Raw genomic sequence first — 18,103 nt, 5'->3', positions numbered from 1 at the left:
CGAATTATGAAAACTATGCCGCCAAACAGCATAGTTCTACTTTTGCAATCCGAGGAGCTCACGAGGAGATTTGCATATAACTGGCAAATAAGACAACACAACTGCAATAACGATTACTGCACCAACAATTGTAGAAACTCCGATAAAACACTGAGCGTCTACTTGTACGCTAAGTGTTTCCAAAGTTTTTGTTGCCAAAGTTGATTCAAGATTTCCACCAGCTTGACCCATATTACTCAATTCACGAGCGGCTGATGATTGCACAGAGCCAAGAGCAACATTAGCCATCAACGGAGCTATAACTTTTGCAAAAAGGTAACCCACAATTAACGAAGGTATTGCAATAAGCACAATCTCAGCAAGATATTGACCAACTATAGATAATTTGCCAGTGCCAATTGCAACAAACACACCAATTTCATTACGTCGCTCATTCATCCACAGCAAAAGCACTAATGCCAAAGCAATAATAGCAAATGATACAACAGCAATTGTTGTAACAGTCATTATTGAGCGCACTCCCTTTGCTGCTTTCAACAAACCAGAAACGAACTGATCGTCACGAGTTAGTTGATAGTTTTGCAAATCAATAGGCAATTTGGCAGCTTGCGCCATAATATTATCCGCATCCTCACCGCGCTTTATTCTAAAACTTGCATCCTGATATATTTCTTTTCCAGGCTCATATTTGTATAATTCGCGAGTAGTTTGCAAATCCGTATACACGGTATTAGCTGTCAATTCCGCCCTAGTTGCGACTTGACGCTTATTTGCTCCGGCATAAATTCCAACAATACGAGTTTTTACTGTTGCTGTTGATTGTTGAATATTGTCAGCATCGTAAGGATTAGCGCGAAGCGTAAGAGTATCTCCTACATGTAATCCGTTAGCTTTAGCGAGATCTTCATGAATCAGTGATGCATGAACGTTATTAGCAATAAGATGCTTGCCTTTAGACATAGTTATTGCTTTTGTTTTAAAAGTATTTAAACCAGTAGAGTCATTCGTCCCTTCAATATTAACGGCATTTCCAAACTGCTGCTCGCGCTTTTGATCATAATCCTGAACGCCTGGAATTCTTGCCGCTTTAGCATTAACTAAATCCGCTGTTACATTTTGTCGAACAACGTAGGAAGCAATTCCATTTAATTTTGCAATTGCCTGTACATCTTTAGGTTTTACAGTTCCAGCTCCTCTAGGAGTTCCAGGGTTTATTTGAGGGTTATTTGCGAGCACAAAACTAGACTCTGCTTGCGCTTCAACTTTTTCTCCTTCTCTACCTGCAGCACTTGAAACTGCAGAAGTAGAAAATAACAATGTCGAAATAAGAAATACAATAATGAAAACTATCGCTGTTTTTATTCGTTTCCTCAGAATGTAGCGTATTGCACGAGAGATAAACGTCATCAACTACCTTTCTTCATTGAAAAATAACTTTATATAGTATGCGAACATACGATATGCCAGTATATCATATACGCACTTATAATCGACATACGAAAAGCCAACCCTACGATTTTGCGGGGTCGGCTTTTCGTTACTAACACAGCACTCAGGCAGGTCGGAGCGCTGCACGAGTGTCCAAAGCGGCAACGAGTTTTATTTAATACTTATCCTTAATAATCTTGTTCTTGATATGTATTGTTCTCAAACTTAATATTTACGTCGTTGCCTTTGATTTTAAATGATTCGTTGATATAGAATCTGCTTACAGAATTACCATCATGCCATTCGTCTTCGTTACTAGCCTTACGACGGAACTCTACAGTTTCTTCAAATCCTTCTGTAGAGAAACTTCCACTTTCTGGATCAATGGATGTAAGTTTAGGATATCCGTTAACACTTCTCTTAACATCTGAATATGAATAGTCGTAGGATGTAAAGAATCCTAAGTTCTTCTTACGCAAGGAGGTGCCAAAAACACAAATCTTTGCAGGGACTGCTGATCCATTTGATGCACTAATGCACTGCTTAATTTGCTTTTTAACAGCACTGGTAATTTTCTTCTCTAGCTTCTTGCTAGCACGTTAACTTTGATTTTTTAATCCTGTTTGGAATATCTAAATACATAATGTTTACACGAGGATACAGCTTATATGACTTAAATATAAGCCACTCAGTTTTAGGATAAGAGACTTGAAGCGACATTTTATTCTCTTTCCCATTAATTCTGTAGGAGACTACACTGGAATCAAAGCTAATGTTGGTAATTACTGGATTTTCAATATGATTTTTAGCTTTGCTGCCAACTTCATTAGTCAAAAGGATGCGAGAACCTTCTTGAATATCGTTAGGAGACCAGTCAACAAGTTTGCTTGCTTCTGTAAAGTTTCCGCTTTCCAGAGCGTTCACGTATTGTTTAATTGTAGCTTCTGGAGAATAAACATAGTTCTGAATTGCATAATATGCAGTACCAAGAGCTACCACTAAAACTCCAATTATGATAAGGATGATTTTATTCTTTTTGCTCATCTTTACTGAAGCTATATCAGAGTTATTTGAGAAATTCGCATTATTTACGTTATTTACGTTATTTGGCAAAACGGTGTTATTAGTTTGCGTCTGATACGTATTTACAGCAAACTGCTGCGCTTGAGATTCATGCTGATTAAATTGCGCCACTGGCTGCTGTGTATTATCCTCTACTTTTGCGCCACAATTTGAGCACTACGTTGAGACACTATCTATAGGGCTTCCACATTGAGTGCAATTCATATTAACTCCTAATATTTCACAAAAGTGCTTAGCATATTATTCATACGCTAAGCACTTTTGAAATAAAATTTTTCCAAGTTATTTTTATTTTTAAGTTATTTTGCTAAACTGACGCAAATTTTACGAAAAACACTCTATTAAAAAGCTTTTATAGAATTATTTAATTAGATTAGCAAAATTCTTTTAGTGCAATAAAGCTCCGTATATTGCGGAAGAAATAGCACTTGTTACGATTCCCATAGTGACGCAGAATACGATAATAAGAATTATCGCAGCTACTAACACGTAAATAACCCACAACCATTCGCGATCTATCTTACGCGTGCATTCAGCGTGAGATACGAAGGAGAATGGAAGAAGCAATGTCAAGAATCCTGCAAAGATTTGCAAGAACACAGACGGAGTCGAAAGAGTAAGAATGCCAAGCAATGCTGCGCAAATCTGAATTGTTACAATCGGAACCATCTTCTGAGCGAACTGAACATGCAACTGGCTGGCAGACATTGGGTCACCAAACATCTTTGCACCAATCAAAGCCACAACGAATGTCATGTAAACGCTAATCATTGCTGCGAAGAAAGCGGCAATGAATACGGAAATAGGCACGGAAACTCGTGGAGCAGAAATAGAACGCTCCCACATTGACGAAAGTAAGTTAGTGCCAACCTTAGTAAAAGAGTTGAAAATGTTGGCACCAGATTGAACCGTGGAATAAGTTTGGATTGCAGATACAAGAGCACTAATTACAAACACAAGCACAGCGTACAAGCTAGATACATGGTAACTCTGAGAAGGCTTCTTAATTGCGCTAAGAAGCCAATGGAAGAAGTCCACCATCTGTTCAGAATTAATCTGATTCATTGGCTGAGTATAGTGAGGAGCACCTTGCATTGCTGGAGCCTGCTGCATCATCGGTTGGCCGGTTGAGTTGGGTGAGTCATTTGCGGATTCTGCTGAACAAACATTGGCTGAGCTGGCTGCTGGTACGCAGGTTGCATTGGCTGAGTTGGCTGCGGTTGAGCCGGTTGAGACGCAAACTGCTGAGCCGGCTGAGAATTTGCAAACATAGGCTGAGCCATATGAACAGGCTGCTGCTGCATTGGTTGAGCCATTGGCTGAGCCTGAGACACAGGTTGTACAGGCTGAGCTACTGGTTGAGCTACTGGTTGAGCGGATTCAACATTATTACCGCAACCCTTACAGAACTTTGCGGAATCGTTGTTTGCTGTACCGCATTGAGAACAAACCTTCATTTGTCTCTCCTTTATTCAATGTAGTAAATACTCGCGTTCAAGTAGTAAATTACAAAAACACACATGAGTATTCTATTACTACTATTGAAATGCACAAAACGACACTGCAATAATTTTTAAAACTTTAAAATCATATTGCAAAACCGAGAGTGCGAGCAGCAGCTACAGGAACTGCTTCATCTGCCCAATAATCTTCAAGATTTTCGTCGGTAGAAAGTGAACGCATTTCCGCACGATCAATATAAAGTTCGCCGCGAAGATGATCAGTTTCGTGCTGGAAAATACGCGCAGGCCAACCATGCAAACGCTCGGAATGTTGTTTGCCGTCCTCATCCTGCCAAGTAGCCTGAATATCAAGCCAACGCTGACGTACAGCCTGATAGCCGGAAACACTTAAGCAACCTTCATAAAAACTACGAGTTTGCGTACCAATAGGCTCATAATGAGGATTAATAATAGCTCTAAACGGAAGCTCTGCAATGTCACGAGGATCGTCCTCATCATCACGAACATGATCTTCAATAACAGCAATAGCAAGACCAAGACCAATCTGTGGAGCAGCCAAACCTACGCCTGGAGCCTCCAGCATTGTGCTGTGCATAAGAGAAATAAGTTTTGTGAGAGTAGCACGTGTAAGCTGGCCGTCATATGCCACAGTGCGCTGGCGAAGAACAGGCTCACCTGCTTGCACAATCGGCAAAATGCCGTCTTCTGTAGCGGAATCAAGCAAGCGCTCAACAGCGCGACTGAGCTTAGTATCAACACTTGCGTGATGCGTAAACATAGGACTCCTTTTCACCGTTTTAAGTAACGCGCACAGTAACGCGAAAACATACAAAATCTATATGCTGCGAGCAGAATTTGAAAGCCGCACTAAAGATATAAGTGTATCAAAATTATTTGCGCACTGCTAGAGCCGACTGAAATGTAAGCAAATAGCAGGCGCAAAAAATAAGTAAGCTTATAGCTTCAGATTATCGACCACAACTTGAGCAAGACGAGCGCAAACCTCATCTGCCTGAGTTTGAGTTGCAGCCTCGCACATAACGCGCACAAGCGGCTCTGTGCCACTAGGACGCAAAAGCACGCGACCTGTATCTCCAAGAAGCTTCGATTCTTTCTCAACAGCTGCAAGCACAGCTGCGTTAGTTTTCGAAGCCATTTTATCTACATTTGGCACATTTACAAGAGCTTGCGGAAGCTGCGGGAAGTCTGCAGCCATTTGCGAAAGTTTCTTGCCTGAACGAACAACTTCACGGCACAAAGTCAAAGCAGTAAGCGTACCGTCACCGGTTGTTGCAAATTCGCGATTAATAACGTGACCAGACTGCTCGCCGCCGAGTGAATAATCATGCTTAAGCATTTCTTCAAGAACGTAGCGATCGCCGACGTTTGTTTGCACTGTTGAAATGCCCATATCTTTGAGCGCAAGCTTTAAGCCAAGATTGCTCATTACAGTTACAACAAGCGTATCGTGATTCAGCTTACCTTCAGCCTGCTTTGCGCGAGCAAGAATACCCATAATTTGATCGCCATTAACCATATTGCCGTTCTCGTCAACAGCTAAGCAGCGGTCGGCGTCACCGTCAAAAGCCACGCCTAAATCAGCCTTAGAAGCTTTAACCATGGCTTGCAGCTGCTCAGGATGAGTCGAGCCTGCGTGATCGTTAATATTGTAGCCGTCAGGAGAAGCGTTAATTACGATTACTTCCGCACCAGCGCGACGAAGAGCTTCAGGAGCAACAACAGAAGTAGCACCATTCGCGCAATCTGCTACAACACGTAAGCCTGCAAGAGGCTTTGGACGCGTAGTAGAACCATTGCTTAAAGGCGCAACAGCAGAAACTAAATGATCAATATACAAGTTAGTAGCTGTAGTAGTATCATGGCTGACTCGACCTACACCAGCACCAGTTGGACGCTCCCAATCTTGACCAAGCACAGTCTCAATCTCATCTTCCTTGCTATCTGGAAGCTTAAAACCTCCGCGCGCAAAGAATTTAATACCGTTATCTGGCATAGGATTATGCGACGCAGAAATAACAGCACCCATTTCAACGTTAAGCACGGAAGTGAGGAAAGCAACGCCAGGAGTTGGGATAATTCCAGCATCAATAACATCAAAACCGCCAGCACTCATGCCAGCAGCGAGAGCAGAAGCTAGAAAATCACCAGAAACACGCGTATCTCTGCCAATAAGCGCGCGACGGCGAGCGTGAGAGGAAGTCTCGCTTTCATTAGAGCTAGATGCAACCGGCGCGTGCTTATCCCCTAAAACGCGCACTGCAGCATCACCCAAATCTAACGCAAGTTGCGCTGTTAAATCTCGGTTCGCCAATCCACGCACACCGTCAGTACCAAACATTCTTGGCATAATAAAGCCTCTTTCACAAAAATCACTTCATCCTACGCGCAAGCAAACAACATCGCATACTAGCGCGTCACACACTGTTTGCCATCTTACTCGTAACATTACATAACGCGCTATAAAAAATTTCTCCGCACATGGTTGTGGTACAAAAGCCGGAAAAACTCCGGAAAATGTTCCACAAATTGGCCAACGCGCGCGCGGTTAACGCTCTCGCTGCTGAGCTTGCGTGGAAAGTCCACTGGACTTTCCACGCAAGCTCACGCGACGACCTGCTTTCGCGCGCACAATGCTGCGCGAAAGCAGATCGTCGCGCAAAACTCGCGCCACATTAATTAAGGCACTAGCGCAAGGAAGCGTTGTAATGCTGTACCTTAAGCGTGCGGCGAGAAGAATCAAGGCTGCCGAGCACCATGCGACGCAAAGCCTGATCCGCATCAGCATGAGCCTCAAGCCACTTTTCACCGTGCTTAACCAGCTCCTCAACCGGCGCATACACAGGATACAAGCCTTCGATCAAAGCTTCAGCCATGTGGAAGGTGCGGTTCTTCCAAATCCACTCAACTTCAGCAAAGTAGCGATCAACGTAAGGCTTAACCAAATCGCCTTTAGCAGTGCTTGCAAAGCCAGCAACCACAGCGCCCATTTGCATATTCGTCAAATCGAGATTACGCAAAGCCTGTTCAAAAGCCCAATCCTTAGCTTCTGCAGTTGAGCGAGCTGCACGAGCCTGGTAAGCGTATTCGCGATTCTCAGTCGTGTCGCGCTTTTGAAGTTCCGCGTCAATTCCAGCTTCGTCCAAAGCGTTCACACCTGCGAGCGCAATAAGAATGCTCCAGCGTAAGTCGTTGTCGATTCCCAAGCCTTCCAGATTCACGGAACCGTCAAGTAATCCGTTAGCTACGCGCAAGAACTCGGCATCTCCAACTTCGCCGTATCCAAGATAAGCCTTAACGAGCTGGAATTGCTCGTCGGAACCAGCCGAAGCTGCCAAAGCCAACTGCCACAATTCGTGAGCAACATGTTTTGCAACTTCTGCTTGACGCTCTGGAACAACGTAGTGGCTTGCAGTTACTTTCACTTGACCAAGAGCATAGCGGAAAGTAGTTGATTCTCGCTCAGTTGCCAAAGCTTTAAGGCTGAGTTCCACAAAGCGTTCTGCTGGGAATTCTGCGTCGCGAGTCATATCCCACAATGCGAGCCAAATAAGCGAGCGAGTCAAAGAATCCTTGAAACGATACAAGTTTTCGGCAGCAAATTCAAGCGACTTTGCGTCAAAACGTAGCTTCGTGTAAGTTAAATCGTCGTCGTTTACAAGAATAAGCGCAGGCATTTTCTCGCCGCGCGCCTCAACAACTTCCGTCACTTCGCCGTCAACGTCAAGTTCGATTCGCTTTGTGCGCTTAATTTCACCAGTTGCTTCGTCTACATTGTAGAATCCAACAGCCAAACGGTGCGCGCGAAGAACAGGATGCTCAGCTGGCGCGCTCTGATGCAAACGCAAGGAAGCAATAGTGCCGTCACCTGCTTCTTCGACTTCAGTAGAAATCGTATTAATTCCAGCCTTTTCAAGCCATTGAGCACTCCAAGCCTTCAAATCGCGTCCGCTTGTAAGCTCTAACTCGTGCAACAAATCAGCCAAAGTTGCGTTGCTGTATGCATGCTTGCTCAAATAGTTGTGGATTCCTTCAAAGAACTTTTCGCGACCAACATACGCTACGAGTTGCTTCAATACAGAAGCACCCTTTGCATAAGTGATGCCATCGAAGTTGACGGAAGTGTCATTCAAATCGTTGATTGGAGCCACGATTGGGTGCGTTGTTGGAAGCTGATCTTGATTAAGTGCCCAGCTTTTTTCGCCGGAATTGAAAGTGCTCCAAGCGTCATGCCATTCGGTTGCTTCAGCAGTTGCAAGAGTAGAAGTGAATTCTGCGAAGGATTCGTTAAGCCACAAATCATTCCACCACTTCATGGTCACGTAGTCGCCGAACCACATGTGTGCAAGCTCATGCAAAACTGTTACAACGCGGCGCTCAGCATAAGCGTCCGTGACTTTGGATTCAAACACGTACTGGTCGCGAATCGTGACCATACCAATGTTTTCCATAGCTCCAGCGTTATATTCTGGAACGTAAATCTGATCGTACTTTGCGTACGGATACGGCACTCCCCAAGTCTTAGCGTAGAAAGCAAAACCTTTCTTCGTAATATCGAACAAGTAGTCAACGTCTTTTGCAAAAGCGTCTTTAAGTGCCTGACGGCAGTACATTGCCATTGGAACTACGCGACCGTCTTCATTGTTGTAAGTTGTGTGCCACTGCGCGTAAGGGCCTGCGCAGATAGCAGTTAAGTAGGAGCTCATCTTTGGAGTTGACTCGAATACCCAACGCTTCATGCCTTCTACAGCGCCATTTTCCAAAGTGCCTGCTTCAGTTTCGCGGCCTTCAATCGCAGTTTCGCTTTTAACTGGCATATTGGAAGTCACAATCCAACTTTCTGGAGCGTCCACCGTAAAGTCAAAAACAGCCTTTAAATCCGGCTGATCAAACACAGCATAAACGCGGCGAGCATCCGGCACTTCGAACTGAGTATACAAATAAACGTTTCCGTCGGAAGGATCCACGCTTCTGTGCAAACCTTCGCCCGTGTTGGAATACTGGCAGTTTGCTACAACTTCTACGGTATTATGCTCAAGCAAATTTGCAAGCTCAATTCGACTGTCTGCAAAAACTTTAGAAACGTCAAGAGCGGTACCGTTTAACACCACAGATTCTACGCTGTTTGCAATTAAATCGAGGAAGCTTGCGCTACCAGCTTTAGCATCGAACTCAATCTTCGTGCGCGAAGTAAAATCGCGTCCGCCTTTTCCTAAATCGAGCGCAACATCGTAGTGAATTGGCATTTGGATAGCGTCGAAACGCTCTTGAGCTTCTACGCGAGTCAGATTTGCTCCTGGCATATTTTGTACCTTCCTTATATTTTTCTTATTTTTGATTATATTTACGATTATTTTTAGCTATTTACAAATAATTGCGAATATTTTCTTTATTTTTGATTATTCTTGATTATTTTTTGCAATATCCGCAACTACCGGCACGAGCATAGGCTTCCTGCGCAAAGCGCGAGCAACCCAACTACCCAAAGTTCGTCGCATAATCTGCTGCAACTTATGAGTATCGTGCTCACCGCGCATCATCACATCCTGCAACTGTTCAACAATTTGATGACGAACCTTCTCAAAATCAGCCTCGTCTTCAGCAACAGCATTCAAGAAAATCTTTGGACCAGAAACAACGTCAGCGTGCTCTGTATCAACTACAACAAAGCTCGATACGAAACCTTCCGTGCCCAAAATTCTGCGCTTTTCAAGCTCTTCATCTGTAAGCTCACCAACAGAATCACCATCAACATACACGTAACCGCATGGTACAGAACCAACAACTGCAGCATTGCCATGATACAAATCCACAACATCGCCGTCTTCAGCAAGCACAACGTTATTTGGTTCAACGCCAGTTTTTACTGCAATCAATCCGTTTGCAACCAAGTGACGATGCTCACCATGAATTGGCATGGCGCACTTTGGCTTCACAATGTTGTACAAGTACAGCAACTCGCCTTCATTGCAATGACCAGACACGTGAATTGCAGCGTTATCTTTGTTGATTACACGCGCACCCAACTGCACAAGCTTGTTAATAACCTTATAAACTTCGTGCTCATTTCCTGGAATAAGCGAACTTGCAAGAATAACAGTGTCGAACTCATTAACAGTAATATCTCGGTGATTGCCATCTGCAATACGCCCGAGTGCAGCCATAGGCTCGCCTTGTGAACCAGTGCACATGTATACGAGCTTGTCGTCTTGAACATCCTTGGCCTGCTTTAAGTCCACAACCGTGTTTTCAGGAATATGCAAGTAGCCTAAATCCGCAGCAATTGACATATTGCGAACCATCGAACGGCCAACGAACACAACTTTTCTGCCAAACTTGTGAGCTGCGTCAACCACTTGCTGCACGCGATGCACGTGGCTTGAGAAACTAGCAACAATAATCTTGCGCGTAGCTTCAGCAAAAGCGCGATCCAAAGCCGGACCAATCGAAGTTTCAGGCTTTACAAATCCTGGAACTTCAGCATTAGTGGAATCAGCCATAAGCAAATCTATGCCCTGCTCACCTAAGCGACCAAACTCAACTAAATCAGTAATACGATGGTCAAGAGGAAGCTGATCGAGCTTAATATCGCCAGTATCAATCAAAGTTCCAGCAGGCGTTTTAACACAAACAGCAAGCGCGTCCGGAATCGAGTGCGTCACCGTAATAAACTCAAGATTAAACGGACCTACTTTCATCTTATCGCGGCCTTCAACGCGAGTAAGTTTCGGCTCAATATGATGCTCCTGGCACTTTGCTTCAACAAAAGCCAAAGTAAGCTTAGAACCAATTAACGGAATGTCAGGACGCATTTTAAGAAGGTAAGGCACACCACCGATATGATCTTCGTGACCGTGCGTTAAAACCAATGCCTCAACTTTGTCTAAACGATCCTGAATGTAGTGAAAATCTGGGAGAATCAAATCAACGCCTGGCTGCTCTTCTTCTGGGAATAGCACACCGCAATCGATAAGCAAAATATGACCGTTATATTCAATTACGTTCATATTGCGGCCGATTTCACCCAAACCGCCAAGCGGTACGATTCGCATTGATCCTTTACGATACTTTGGCGGCGCAATAAGAGCACCTTCTCTTTGATCGTTAACTACAGGAGGAAGAACATTTCCTGTTCTACGAGTTGATGACTTTGCATTTTCTGTTTTAGTTTCTTTGTTGAATTTAGCTTTTTTAGTTGATTTAGTTTTAGCAGTTTTTACATCTTTAGTAGATACTGATTTAGTTGAAGTATCAGCAGACATTTTTTTATTCACTTTTTTCACCGACTGTCGAATTTGCTTAGACGACGCAGAAGATTCTTGGTTATTAAGAGAACGCATATTATCAGCGTCAGATTGCAACGCATCGCGTACTACTTCAGCAAGAATTTCCTCAGTACGTTCATCATATTCTATTTTCATATTCATCTCACTACATCTTGCGATATTGCGCACTTCTTTCTAGTGTACCGTTAGGACTCAACTCAGCTTTTGTCACTGAAGCGGCAGAAACTTTACGCAGCTGTAAAATTTCGATCGGATTAAAGCGAGAAAACGGCAGAAACTTTACACACGTGCGCAGTTAATGTCGCTTTTTAAGCACCATTACAATAAACCAGCCAAGCGTGGCGATAGGTATAGCTGCCATTGTTGAGATCCATGGAACCATCATTCCGGCATGCGAATTCCACGAGTCGATTGCAGCTCCAGCAGCCATCGAGCCTAAAGAACAGCCGACAGCAGACGCAGTTGGTAGCCATGAAAGACCTTCCGTAAGCGATTCTTCAGGAACAGTTGCTTTCACAATAAGATTTCCAGTAGCAAAAATTGGCGAAACACATAAGCCGGAAAGCACTTCAAAAACGCTCATAAGCATAAGTCTGTCTATATTAAGACTCATAAGCATAAATCCGACAGTTAAAACAGTCAAAAATACAATCAGATGCGACCAATTAGAACCGCGGAATTTATGCGATCCAAAAATAATCGCTCCCACAAGCGAACCACATGCAAACAATGCCAACTGCATACCAATGAAATGATCAAGCCCCTGAGCTTTCATTGCAGCTGTTACAGACACGTCAAATGCACTAAAACTCATATTAAATACAACAAACATGAGCACAAGCGGGATAATGCCGCGGTAAAGCAGCACGTTTTTACCGCGCTTTTTTGAGCGATGATTATGCAATTGCTTAAGACTAAATTTGTCTACAAATGAGCGTTTCACTTCTTGCTTTTGAGATGCCACATAATCTTTGGAAATTTCATCTTCTTTTTGAGAAGCGATTAATACATCAACATCTTCAGCTGCAGCAGTTGGAACTTCCACTACTTTGAGCACAGCAGGTTGAGTATTTTTTAGAGAAAAGAACCAAGCTCCGCCCAATCCACTTGCAAATACTGGCACGAATAATTGCGAAACAGGGTGCACAGAAGTTGCTAACCACGCGGCTAAAATAGGTCCTAATATAAACACAATTTCATCGATACCAGATTCCAACGCATAAGCAACGTTTAATAAAGAATCGTCATCTTCTGCACGCAATGTATAAGCCCAACGAGTACGCACCAACGCGCCAAAAGCAAACTGAGTTACGCCCATCACAATTGCTAACACAAAAAGCAAAACAAGAGGAACCTTAAATAAAGCTGCAAATGCAAAAGAAATCATAGCGATTACTTGTGCACTTAGCGCAATAACTCCAACTTTACGCTGACCAAAACGGTCAAAAAGCTTAGCATACACAGGAGTTACCGCAGCTTGTGCAAGCACATACGACGCAGACATTGCTCCAGCAATAGTCCAGTTGTTATACAAATGGTTTAATGCAAGAACAATTCCCAACGCAATCATAGACATTGGCAAACGCGCAGTCGCGCCTGCTACACAAAACGCTTTAGCTCCATTAAATGAAAATAATCTAGAATATTGAGAAAATACCGATGCTTTCTTAGTTGCCGTTTGGGACGACATATATTTCTTTGCTCCTTTTTGTCAAGCAAGTCACGCAACGTTATACATTTGCATATTTTTATTAACGCGTTTTAGAACGAGCATTTGCTTGCTTTGAACGAACTCTCGGCTCACCTGAGTAAATATACAAGTCATCCACCAAAGATTTCACGTTCTTAGCTTCATAAGGATGATCCGAGCGCATAAAAGAAGCATCTCTTCTAAGCCCGTGATAATCGTAAAAGCTTACGTCACACGCTGAATCAGTATGCAAATAGTAACGATTTACTCCGTTATTTCTTAGCATATGCATTGTTCGCTTCCACAAGCCTCCACCGACACCATGCCCACGAGCATCTGGAGAAACAAGGAAAAGCTCCAATTCCGCTTGAGTTAAATTATTGATATGAGATTTCGCTTCAAGTTTAGTTTCCAACGCGCGCATGCCGTACGCTTCTTCTAAAGCGAGAGCATAGTTTTTGTCACAATTTTCTTTCATTGCGGCTTCTTGCTCGCGAAGCATTCTCCCTACTTCTGGAAATAAAACAGGTGCGTCAAAAACTCGCGCCAAAAGCAGACCCATAAACTTACCGTCTATTTCAGCAATAGTACCATGCGTTGAAGGTTCTAAGTAATGCAACACACATCTTCGAGAAAGACTTAACGAAGCATCTTTCCCAACTTTTTGCGCAATACCCCAAGTACGTTCATATTCTTTAACCATTGCATCAATATCACTGAGTTTTACAGAACGAAATTCAACAGTCATGATTCTTCCTTACTTCATACTCAAATCGATGTTGTGCGTATGCCCGCCCACACACACTGCACGAGGAATCTGCACGTTTTCGAAGTGATGCACGATGCGTTTCAATCGCGGCGCAAAATACGTTACAGCAAACAAAAATTGCAGCAAATAAATTGCGACAAAATGATTGCAATAGCAACATTTATGCGTCATCATCATCGAGGGAGATTAACGTGTCAGAGTGTAACTCGGCAAGGATCTCATCTTTCGTTTTTTGCTCGGCATGAATTTCCCGTTCACATTCATCCGATATGTTCACATAATAAAGGGTGGCATCGATAGCATCAAGCGGAACCTTAGTCATAAGAGACAAAAGCAGACGATACCAGTCAAGCTGGCCAAGTTTAAGCGCAATATCTTGTGGTTTGGTTGGTTTTCTTCCGGTTTTCCAATCGACTATCGTGTACAATTTGCTTGGATCTTCTGGATTTAAACCACCTGCAAATATTGCGTCGATTTTGCCATTAATAATTTGATCGCCTAATTCTGGAACATGAGCTACAATCGGCTGCTCTGCTGCTATAGGACGGCGATGCGCCCATTTTGATGTTATTAAACGCTGCTTCCATATCAACAATTTGCGCTCCGAAGATTTTGCATTTTGCGAAATATTCTCGCAAGTTTCAGCAACGTTCTCAACAGCATTCTCATCAACGTTTTCATCAACGTCATACTGAATAGAATTTTTATTCACGCAACCAGCTTTTACAAACTGTTCAGCCCAAGCATGAAAACGCGTTCCCAAATCAGAAGCAGGCGAAGAAACGCTAGGAATAGGGCGAATAATTGCCATCCATTCCTTCCGCAAACGCTTAGCATCCGCATCATCAAAATCTTCATTCGCGCGCGAATAATCACTACGAAACATAGCGCGCCTTTGCACAGCAGTCACATTGACATTTTCAACATTAGAAAGCTGCTCTGCTCTGTTTTTTAACTCTTGAATGTTGTGATACCAATCAATTTTCGGCATTAAATCTGCATCTTGTAGCAAAGCTTGAGCTTTGTAAAGCAAAGAATTATCTTTTGAAATACCAGAAATTTGATTACTCATTTTTGAATTTACAACGTCTTGCGCAGATTTTTGCAATACACTACGTATAGCTTCACTAGATGCACTCGGCCAAGATAATTGTTTCTCATTATCTTCAGTTGGAATAGTGCTTTCCTCGCTAAATAATTGCGCAAGTTGCGAAGCTGACTCCCCTACAACATAACCTACTTGATTTGAAGAATCTGAAACCTTAGCTGTGGCCTGAACCGGAGATTCTTCAGATTCGCGCATTGAATCATACATTTCCTGCCAAAAAACAGAAGGTTTTTTAACTCTAGAAGTTGAAATATTTGAAGATTCATCTACAGAAGAAGCTGCACTATTGGCAAAATTTTCTTTATTCTCAACAACGCTCATAGCATTAGACTGGCTGCAAGTGAGCAATGCTGCGAATTTAGCACGCGTCAAAGCAACATACATAAGGTGACGCTCGTCAATATGCAAAGCGCGCCCTCGCTCCTCGACTTGCGAAAGAGACAATGTGCCAGTTTTCATCACAGCGTCATACACTTTGCTAGCTTCTGAAGGAATCGCTTCTACTGGAGCCTGCTCATGCTCATGGAATTTTTCTGCCAAATCAAACATTTCTCTAGCTCTTGATCCATAAACTTCTGCGTCGATATCGTCTACAGTTAACATATTTTTCAAAGATTTTTGAGGTTCCATGCTAGTTTCAAGATCAACATCGTGAGGGAATCTTGGCAATATGTTTGCATCCACTCTCATAGAAACAGGCACTTTTGAAGCAACTTCGAGCGTTGCGTATGCCCTTTCCCTGTACACGCCACTTTGTTGCGTTGCTATTACGCGCAAATTATCGCCTTGATTACTTGGGAACGCGCCTTCATTAAGCCCAACTATCGCTACAGCAGGCCATTCCAAACCTTTCGATTGGTGAATAGTCATCAATACGACATCCGCAGCCTCATCCACTGAAGAAGGTTGATCGTTAATTTTGTCTATATTGAAAATCCAAGACATAAACCCATGCAAAGTAGGAGTTGTAAAATCGCTCATTTCTTGCAAATACGCGTCTGCTAGTAAACAAATAGAATCGACAGTAGAGTGCATATCGTCAAGAAGCGTTGCATTAGAGGAAGTATCATTCATAAGCGCACGAGATAGCGCAACGTCAATATCAACGTTAAGCGTTTCTACAGCAACGCGCATAATATCTTGCAAAGAGCCAGATTGAGCACGTTGTATTGCATGAATCATTTGCCCTATTCTTAACACTGCTATATAAGCTTTAGAGCTTAAATTATTTTTTAGCTCAAAAAGCAAATTATTGTTATTGTTGTCGTTATTTTTTGCTTCTTCGCTTAGTTGCGTTTCGTATGCTTCAAGCAAAACATCCGCCACAAAAACTCCACCATGAATACTATTGGTTTGCGAAGCTTGAGATTGCTGTTCTCGAACAACTTGCGACCACTTAGAGCGAGGAGTTTCAGCGTTTACTAAACCTGCTTGCACTAAAGCACGAAAAACATATTCGATATTCTTTGATGTTGCAATATTAGCTATAGCAGCCAAATCGTCAGTATTAAGCGCAAAACGAGGAGTTGCAAGCAATCTCATCAAAGCTTGAGTATTTGTGTGATCTGCAACAACAGAAAGAAGAGCTAAAACATCTCGAATTTCTGGTTTTTCAAGCAATGCAGAATACCCAACAGTAAGAGTGCGTAAACCTGCTTTTTGTAATGCTTCTTCATATAACGGAATATTATTTTTGCTACGGAAAAGAACTGCAACTCGAGCAGATGCAGAATTAGTATCGTCGTTTTCAGATAGCGCATTATGTTTTACATATTTTACAAAACGCACAACGGCTTCTACTTCTTGATATTGCGTAGGCATATTTAACACACTAAAAGTACCTTTTGGTGCATTATCTAAGTATTGCAAGTTTTTCACTTCTACTTCTGTAGCAAGTGAACTACTATGGCGAAGCGCAGGCACTCGCAAAGGTTTCGTAATAGAATTTGCAGCTTTTAAAATAAGCTGCGAATTGCGTCGCGTTCTAGTAAGAGAAAACTCACTTGACTGGTCGATATTTAGTGCTTGCTCAAGCTTTCTGAAAGCTCCGGAACTAGCTCCTCTAAACGAGTAAATAGCTTGGAACGGATCACCTACTGCAGCAATATTCGTTTGTTGAGTAGTTAAAAAGTCTTGATTTTCACTAGTTTTCGCAGCAACGCTAGCTTCTTCCACACCGTTAGTTTTTTTATGAAACAGCGTTGCAATCAGCATTGCTTGAGTTGTAGAAGTATCTTGATATTCATCAAGCAAAACTTGGCTGTATTGGCGGCGATACTGCTCTGCAATAGAAGGAAAATGCGTCACCAAACGGTATGCAGCAATAGTAAAATCGCTAAATTGCGCCATATTTGCGCGCTGCTTTGCTGCGTCAAAAGCCAAAACTAATTCAAGTAATACATTGCGCTTCTCAGCAGCTTCAAGCAAGTTATTACAAGATTCATAACACTTATTTTTTAATGTAATATTCAGGTATTCTACGTATTCTTTTCCGTAATTTTCGCACTTTTCGAAATATTTTTCATCTGAATCGTTTTTTCCGCGACGCAATTTAATAGAGCTAGGCTTTTTTGCAATTATTTCAGTAGTTTCAGCACAATTAATTGCTTTTTGCAAATGCTCAATCCAAGCGTTATTCCACTTCTGAATTTCTAAAACAGCTTTAGACGTGCTATCTATAGACTCTCCCCTGCTATTTATGCCAATCATCGAGCATGAAATATCTGCTGAGAGCGCAAGCACGTCGTCAATAAGCGCATCAAAACTATACCAAGACAGCACTTCCGCATGATTAGTAACATAATCGTTTACTAGCGGTTTTATTAATTCGCGCGCACCTGCATCGCTTAAAGGTTGCGTATTTTGATCAAATCCAACAAGCAAACCATATTGGCGCACAATTGACTGGAAAAAAGCATCGTATGTCATTACTTCTGGCTTCAAAAAGCCACTTGAAGATGCGGAATTTCCATTATTGATAAGCTTATTTATTTCGCTACTATGCTGACTTACAGCTTGAGCAACTCTTGCAAGCAGCTCAGAAGCTGCTTTATTAGTAAAAGTCAAACCCAAAATACTTTCAGGAGCAACTCCGCGCTCAATAAGGTCGATAACTCGACGAGTCATCGTATACGTTTTGCCGCTTCCAGCTCCTGCAACAATAATCATGTTCTTATTTGTTGGCGCTTGAATTGCTGCAGCTTGCTCCGCACTATCGGTGTTCTTGCGAGTAAATTGCTTATTTGTTTTATCAATCAT

General features: G+C 42.6%; 12 protein-coding genes. All 12 read right to left on the bottom strand.

What is annotated here, in order from left to right; all coding sequences use genetic code 11:
• Positions 1 to 36 precede the first annotated feature (36 nt).
• Positions 37 to 1,407 carry an ABC transporter permease gene (locus HXT40_RS01710; protein WP_012914423.1) on the bottom strand — a complete coding sequence of 457 codons (1,371 nt, stop codon included), beginning with the start codon at positions 1,405 to 1,407 and terminating at the stop codon, positions 37 to 39.
• Positions 1,408 to 1,616: 209 nt separating this feature from the next.
• Positions 1,617 to 1,907, bottom strand: coding sequence for a hypothetical protein (locus HXT40_RS01705; RefSeq protein WP_102703226.1), 291 nt, complete (start codon positions 1,905 to 1,907; stop codon positions 1,617 to 1,619).
• A 112-nt stretch (positions 1,908 to 2,019) separates the two neighbouring features.
• Complete coding sequence (locus HXT40_RS01700) at positions 2,020 to 2,622, bottom strand: hypothetical protein (RefSeq protein ID WP_285089289.1); 603 nt, start codon at positions 2,620 to 2,622, stop codon at positions 2,020 to 2,022.
• Between the two features lie 276 nt (positions 2,623 to 2,898).
• On the bottom strand, positions 2,899 to 3,627 hold the full coding sequence (locus HXT40_RS01695; RefSeq protein ID WP_421777293.1) for a hypothetical protein: 729 nt from the start codon (positions 3,625 to 3,627) through the stop codon (positions 2,899 to 2,901).
• Positions 3,624 to 3,968, bottom strand: coding sequence for a hypothetical protein (locus tag HXT40_RS01690; RefSeq protein WP_421777292.1), 345 nt, complete (start codon positions 3,966 to 3,968; stop codon positions 3,624 to 3,626). The genes HXT40_RS01695 and HXT40_RS01690 overlap by 4 nt, the downstream gene beginning before the upstream one ends.
• Before the next feature lie 130 nt (positions 3,969 to 4,098).
• Positions 4,099 to 4,752: a peptide deformylase gene (locus HXT40_RS01685; protein ID WP_004107289.1), complete on the bottom strand. Its 654-nt coding sequence runs from the start codon at positions 4,750 to 4,752 to the stop codon at positions 4,099 to 4,101.
• Positions 4,753 to 4,929: 177 nt separating this feature from the next.
• The gene (gene glmM, locus HXT40_RS01680; protein ID WP_421777291.1) at positions 4,930 to 6,342 is read right to left on the bottom strand and encodes a phosphoglucosamine mutase; all 1,413 of its coding nucleotides are present in this window, start codon (positions 6,340 to 6,342) and stop codon (positions 4,930 to 4,932) included.
• 337 nt (positions 6,343 to 6,679) lie between these two features.
• A complete protein-coding gene (pepN, locus tag HXT40_RS01675) occupies positions 6,680 to 9,295 on the bottom strand; it encodes an aminopeptidase N (protein ID WP_416090801.1) in 2,616 nt (871 codons plus the stop codon).
• A 96-nt stretch (positions 9,296 to 9,391) separates the two neighbouring features.
• Positions 9,392 to 11,419, bottom strand: a complete 2,028-nt coding sequence (locus HXT40_RS01670) for a ribonuclease J (RefSeq protein ID WP_421777290.1) — start codon at positions 11,417 to 11,419, stop codon at positions 9,392 to 9,394.
• A gap of 154 nt (positions 11,420 to 11,573) precedes the next feature.
• Positions 11,574 to 12,968 carry an MFS transporter gene (locus HXT40_RS01665; RefSeq protein ID WP_421777289.1) on the bottom strand — a complete coding sequence of 465 codons (1,395 nt, stop codon included), beginning with the start codon at positions 12,966 to 12,968 and terminating at the stop codon, positions 11,574 to 11,576.
• A gap of 61 nt (positions 12,969 to 13,029) precedes the next feature.
• Complete coding sequence (locus HXT40_RS01660) at positions 13,030 to 13,716, bottom strand: GNAT family N-acetyltransferase (protein WP_004109321.1); 687 nt, start codon at positions 13,714 to 13,716, stop codon at positions 13,030 to 13,032.
• Positions 13,717 to 13,897: 181 nt separating this feature from the next.
• The gene (locus HXT40_RS01655; protein WP_421777288.1) at positions 13,898 to 18,103 is read right to left on the bottom strand and encodes an ATP-dependent DNA helicase; all 4,206 of its coding nucleotides are present in this window, start codon (positions 18,101 to 18,103) and stop codon (positions 13,898 to 13,900) included.

This window comes from Gardnerella sp. DNF01180P, assembly GCF_049244205.1.
GTDB lineage: Bacteria > Actinomycetota > Actinomycetes > Actinomycetales > Bifidobacteriaceae > Bifidobacterium > Bifidobacterium swidsinskii.
Note: the sequence above shows the minus strand (reverse complement) of the source record. Positions and strands in the feature narration are given on the sequence as shown.

Coding starts and splice junctions, on each gene's coding strand:
- HXT40_RS01710 (WP_012914423.1), bottom strand. CDS start 1,407: ATGACGTTTATCTCTCGTGCAATACGCTACATTCTGAGGAAACGAATA.
- HXT40_RS01695 (WP_421777293.1), bottom strand. CDS start 3,627: ATGATGCAGCAGGCTCCAGCAATGCAAGGTGCTCCTCACTATACTCAG.
- HXT40_RS01690 (WP_421777292.1), bottom strand. CDS start 3,968: ATGAAGGTTTGTTCTCAATGCGGTACAGCAAACAACGATTCCGCAAAG.
- HXT40_RS01685 (WP_004107289.1), bottom strand. CDS start 4,752: ATGTTTACGCATCACGCAAGTGTTGATACTAAGCTCAGTCGCGCTGTT.
- glmM (WP_421777291.1), bottom strand. CDS start 6,342: ATGCCAAGAATGTTTGGTACTGACGGTGTGCGTGGATTGGCGAACCGA.
- pepN (WP_416090801.1), bottom strand. CDS start 9,295: ATGCCAGGAGCAAATCTGACTCGCGTAGAAGCTCAAGAGCGTTTCGAC.
- HXT40_RS01670 (WP_421777290.1), bottom strand. CDS start 11,419: ATGAATATGAAAATAGAATATGATGAACGTACTGAGGAAATTCTTGCT.
- HXT40_RS01665 (WP_421777289.1), bottom strand. CDS start 12,968: ATGTCGTCCCAAACGGCAACTAAGAAAGCATCGGTATTTTCTCAATAT.
- HXT40_RS01660 (WP_004109321.1), bottom strand. CDS start 13,716: ATGACTGTTGAATTTCGTTCTGTAAAACTCAGTGATATTGATGCAATG.
- HXT40_RS01655 (WP_421777288.1), bottom strand. CDS start 18,103: ATGATTGATAAAACAAATAAGCAATTTACTCGCAAGAACACCGATAGT.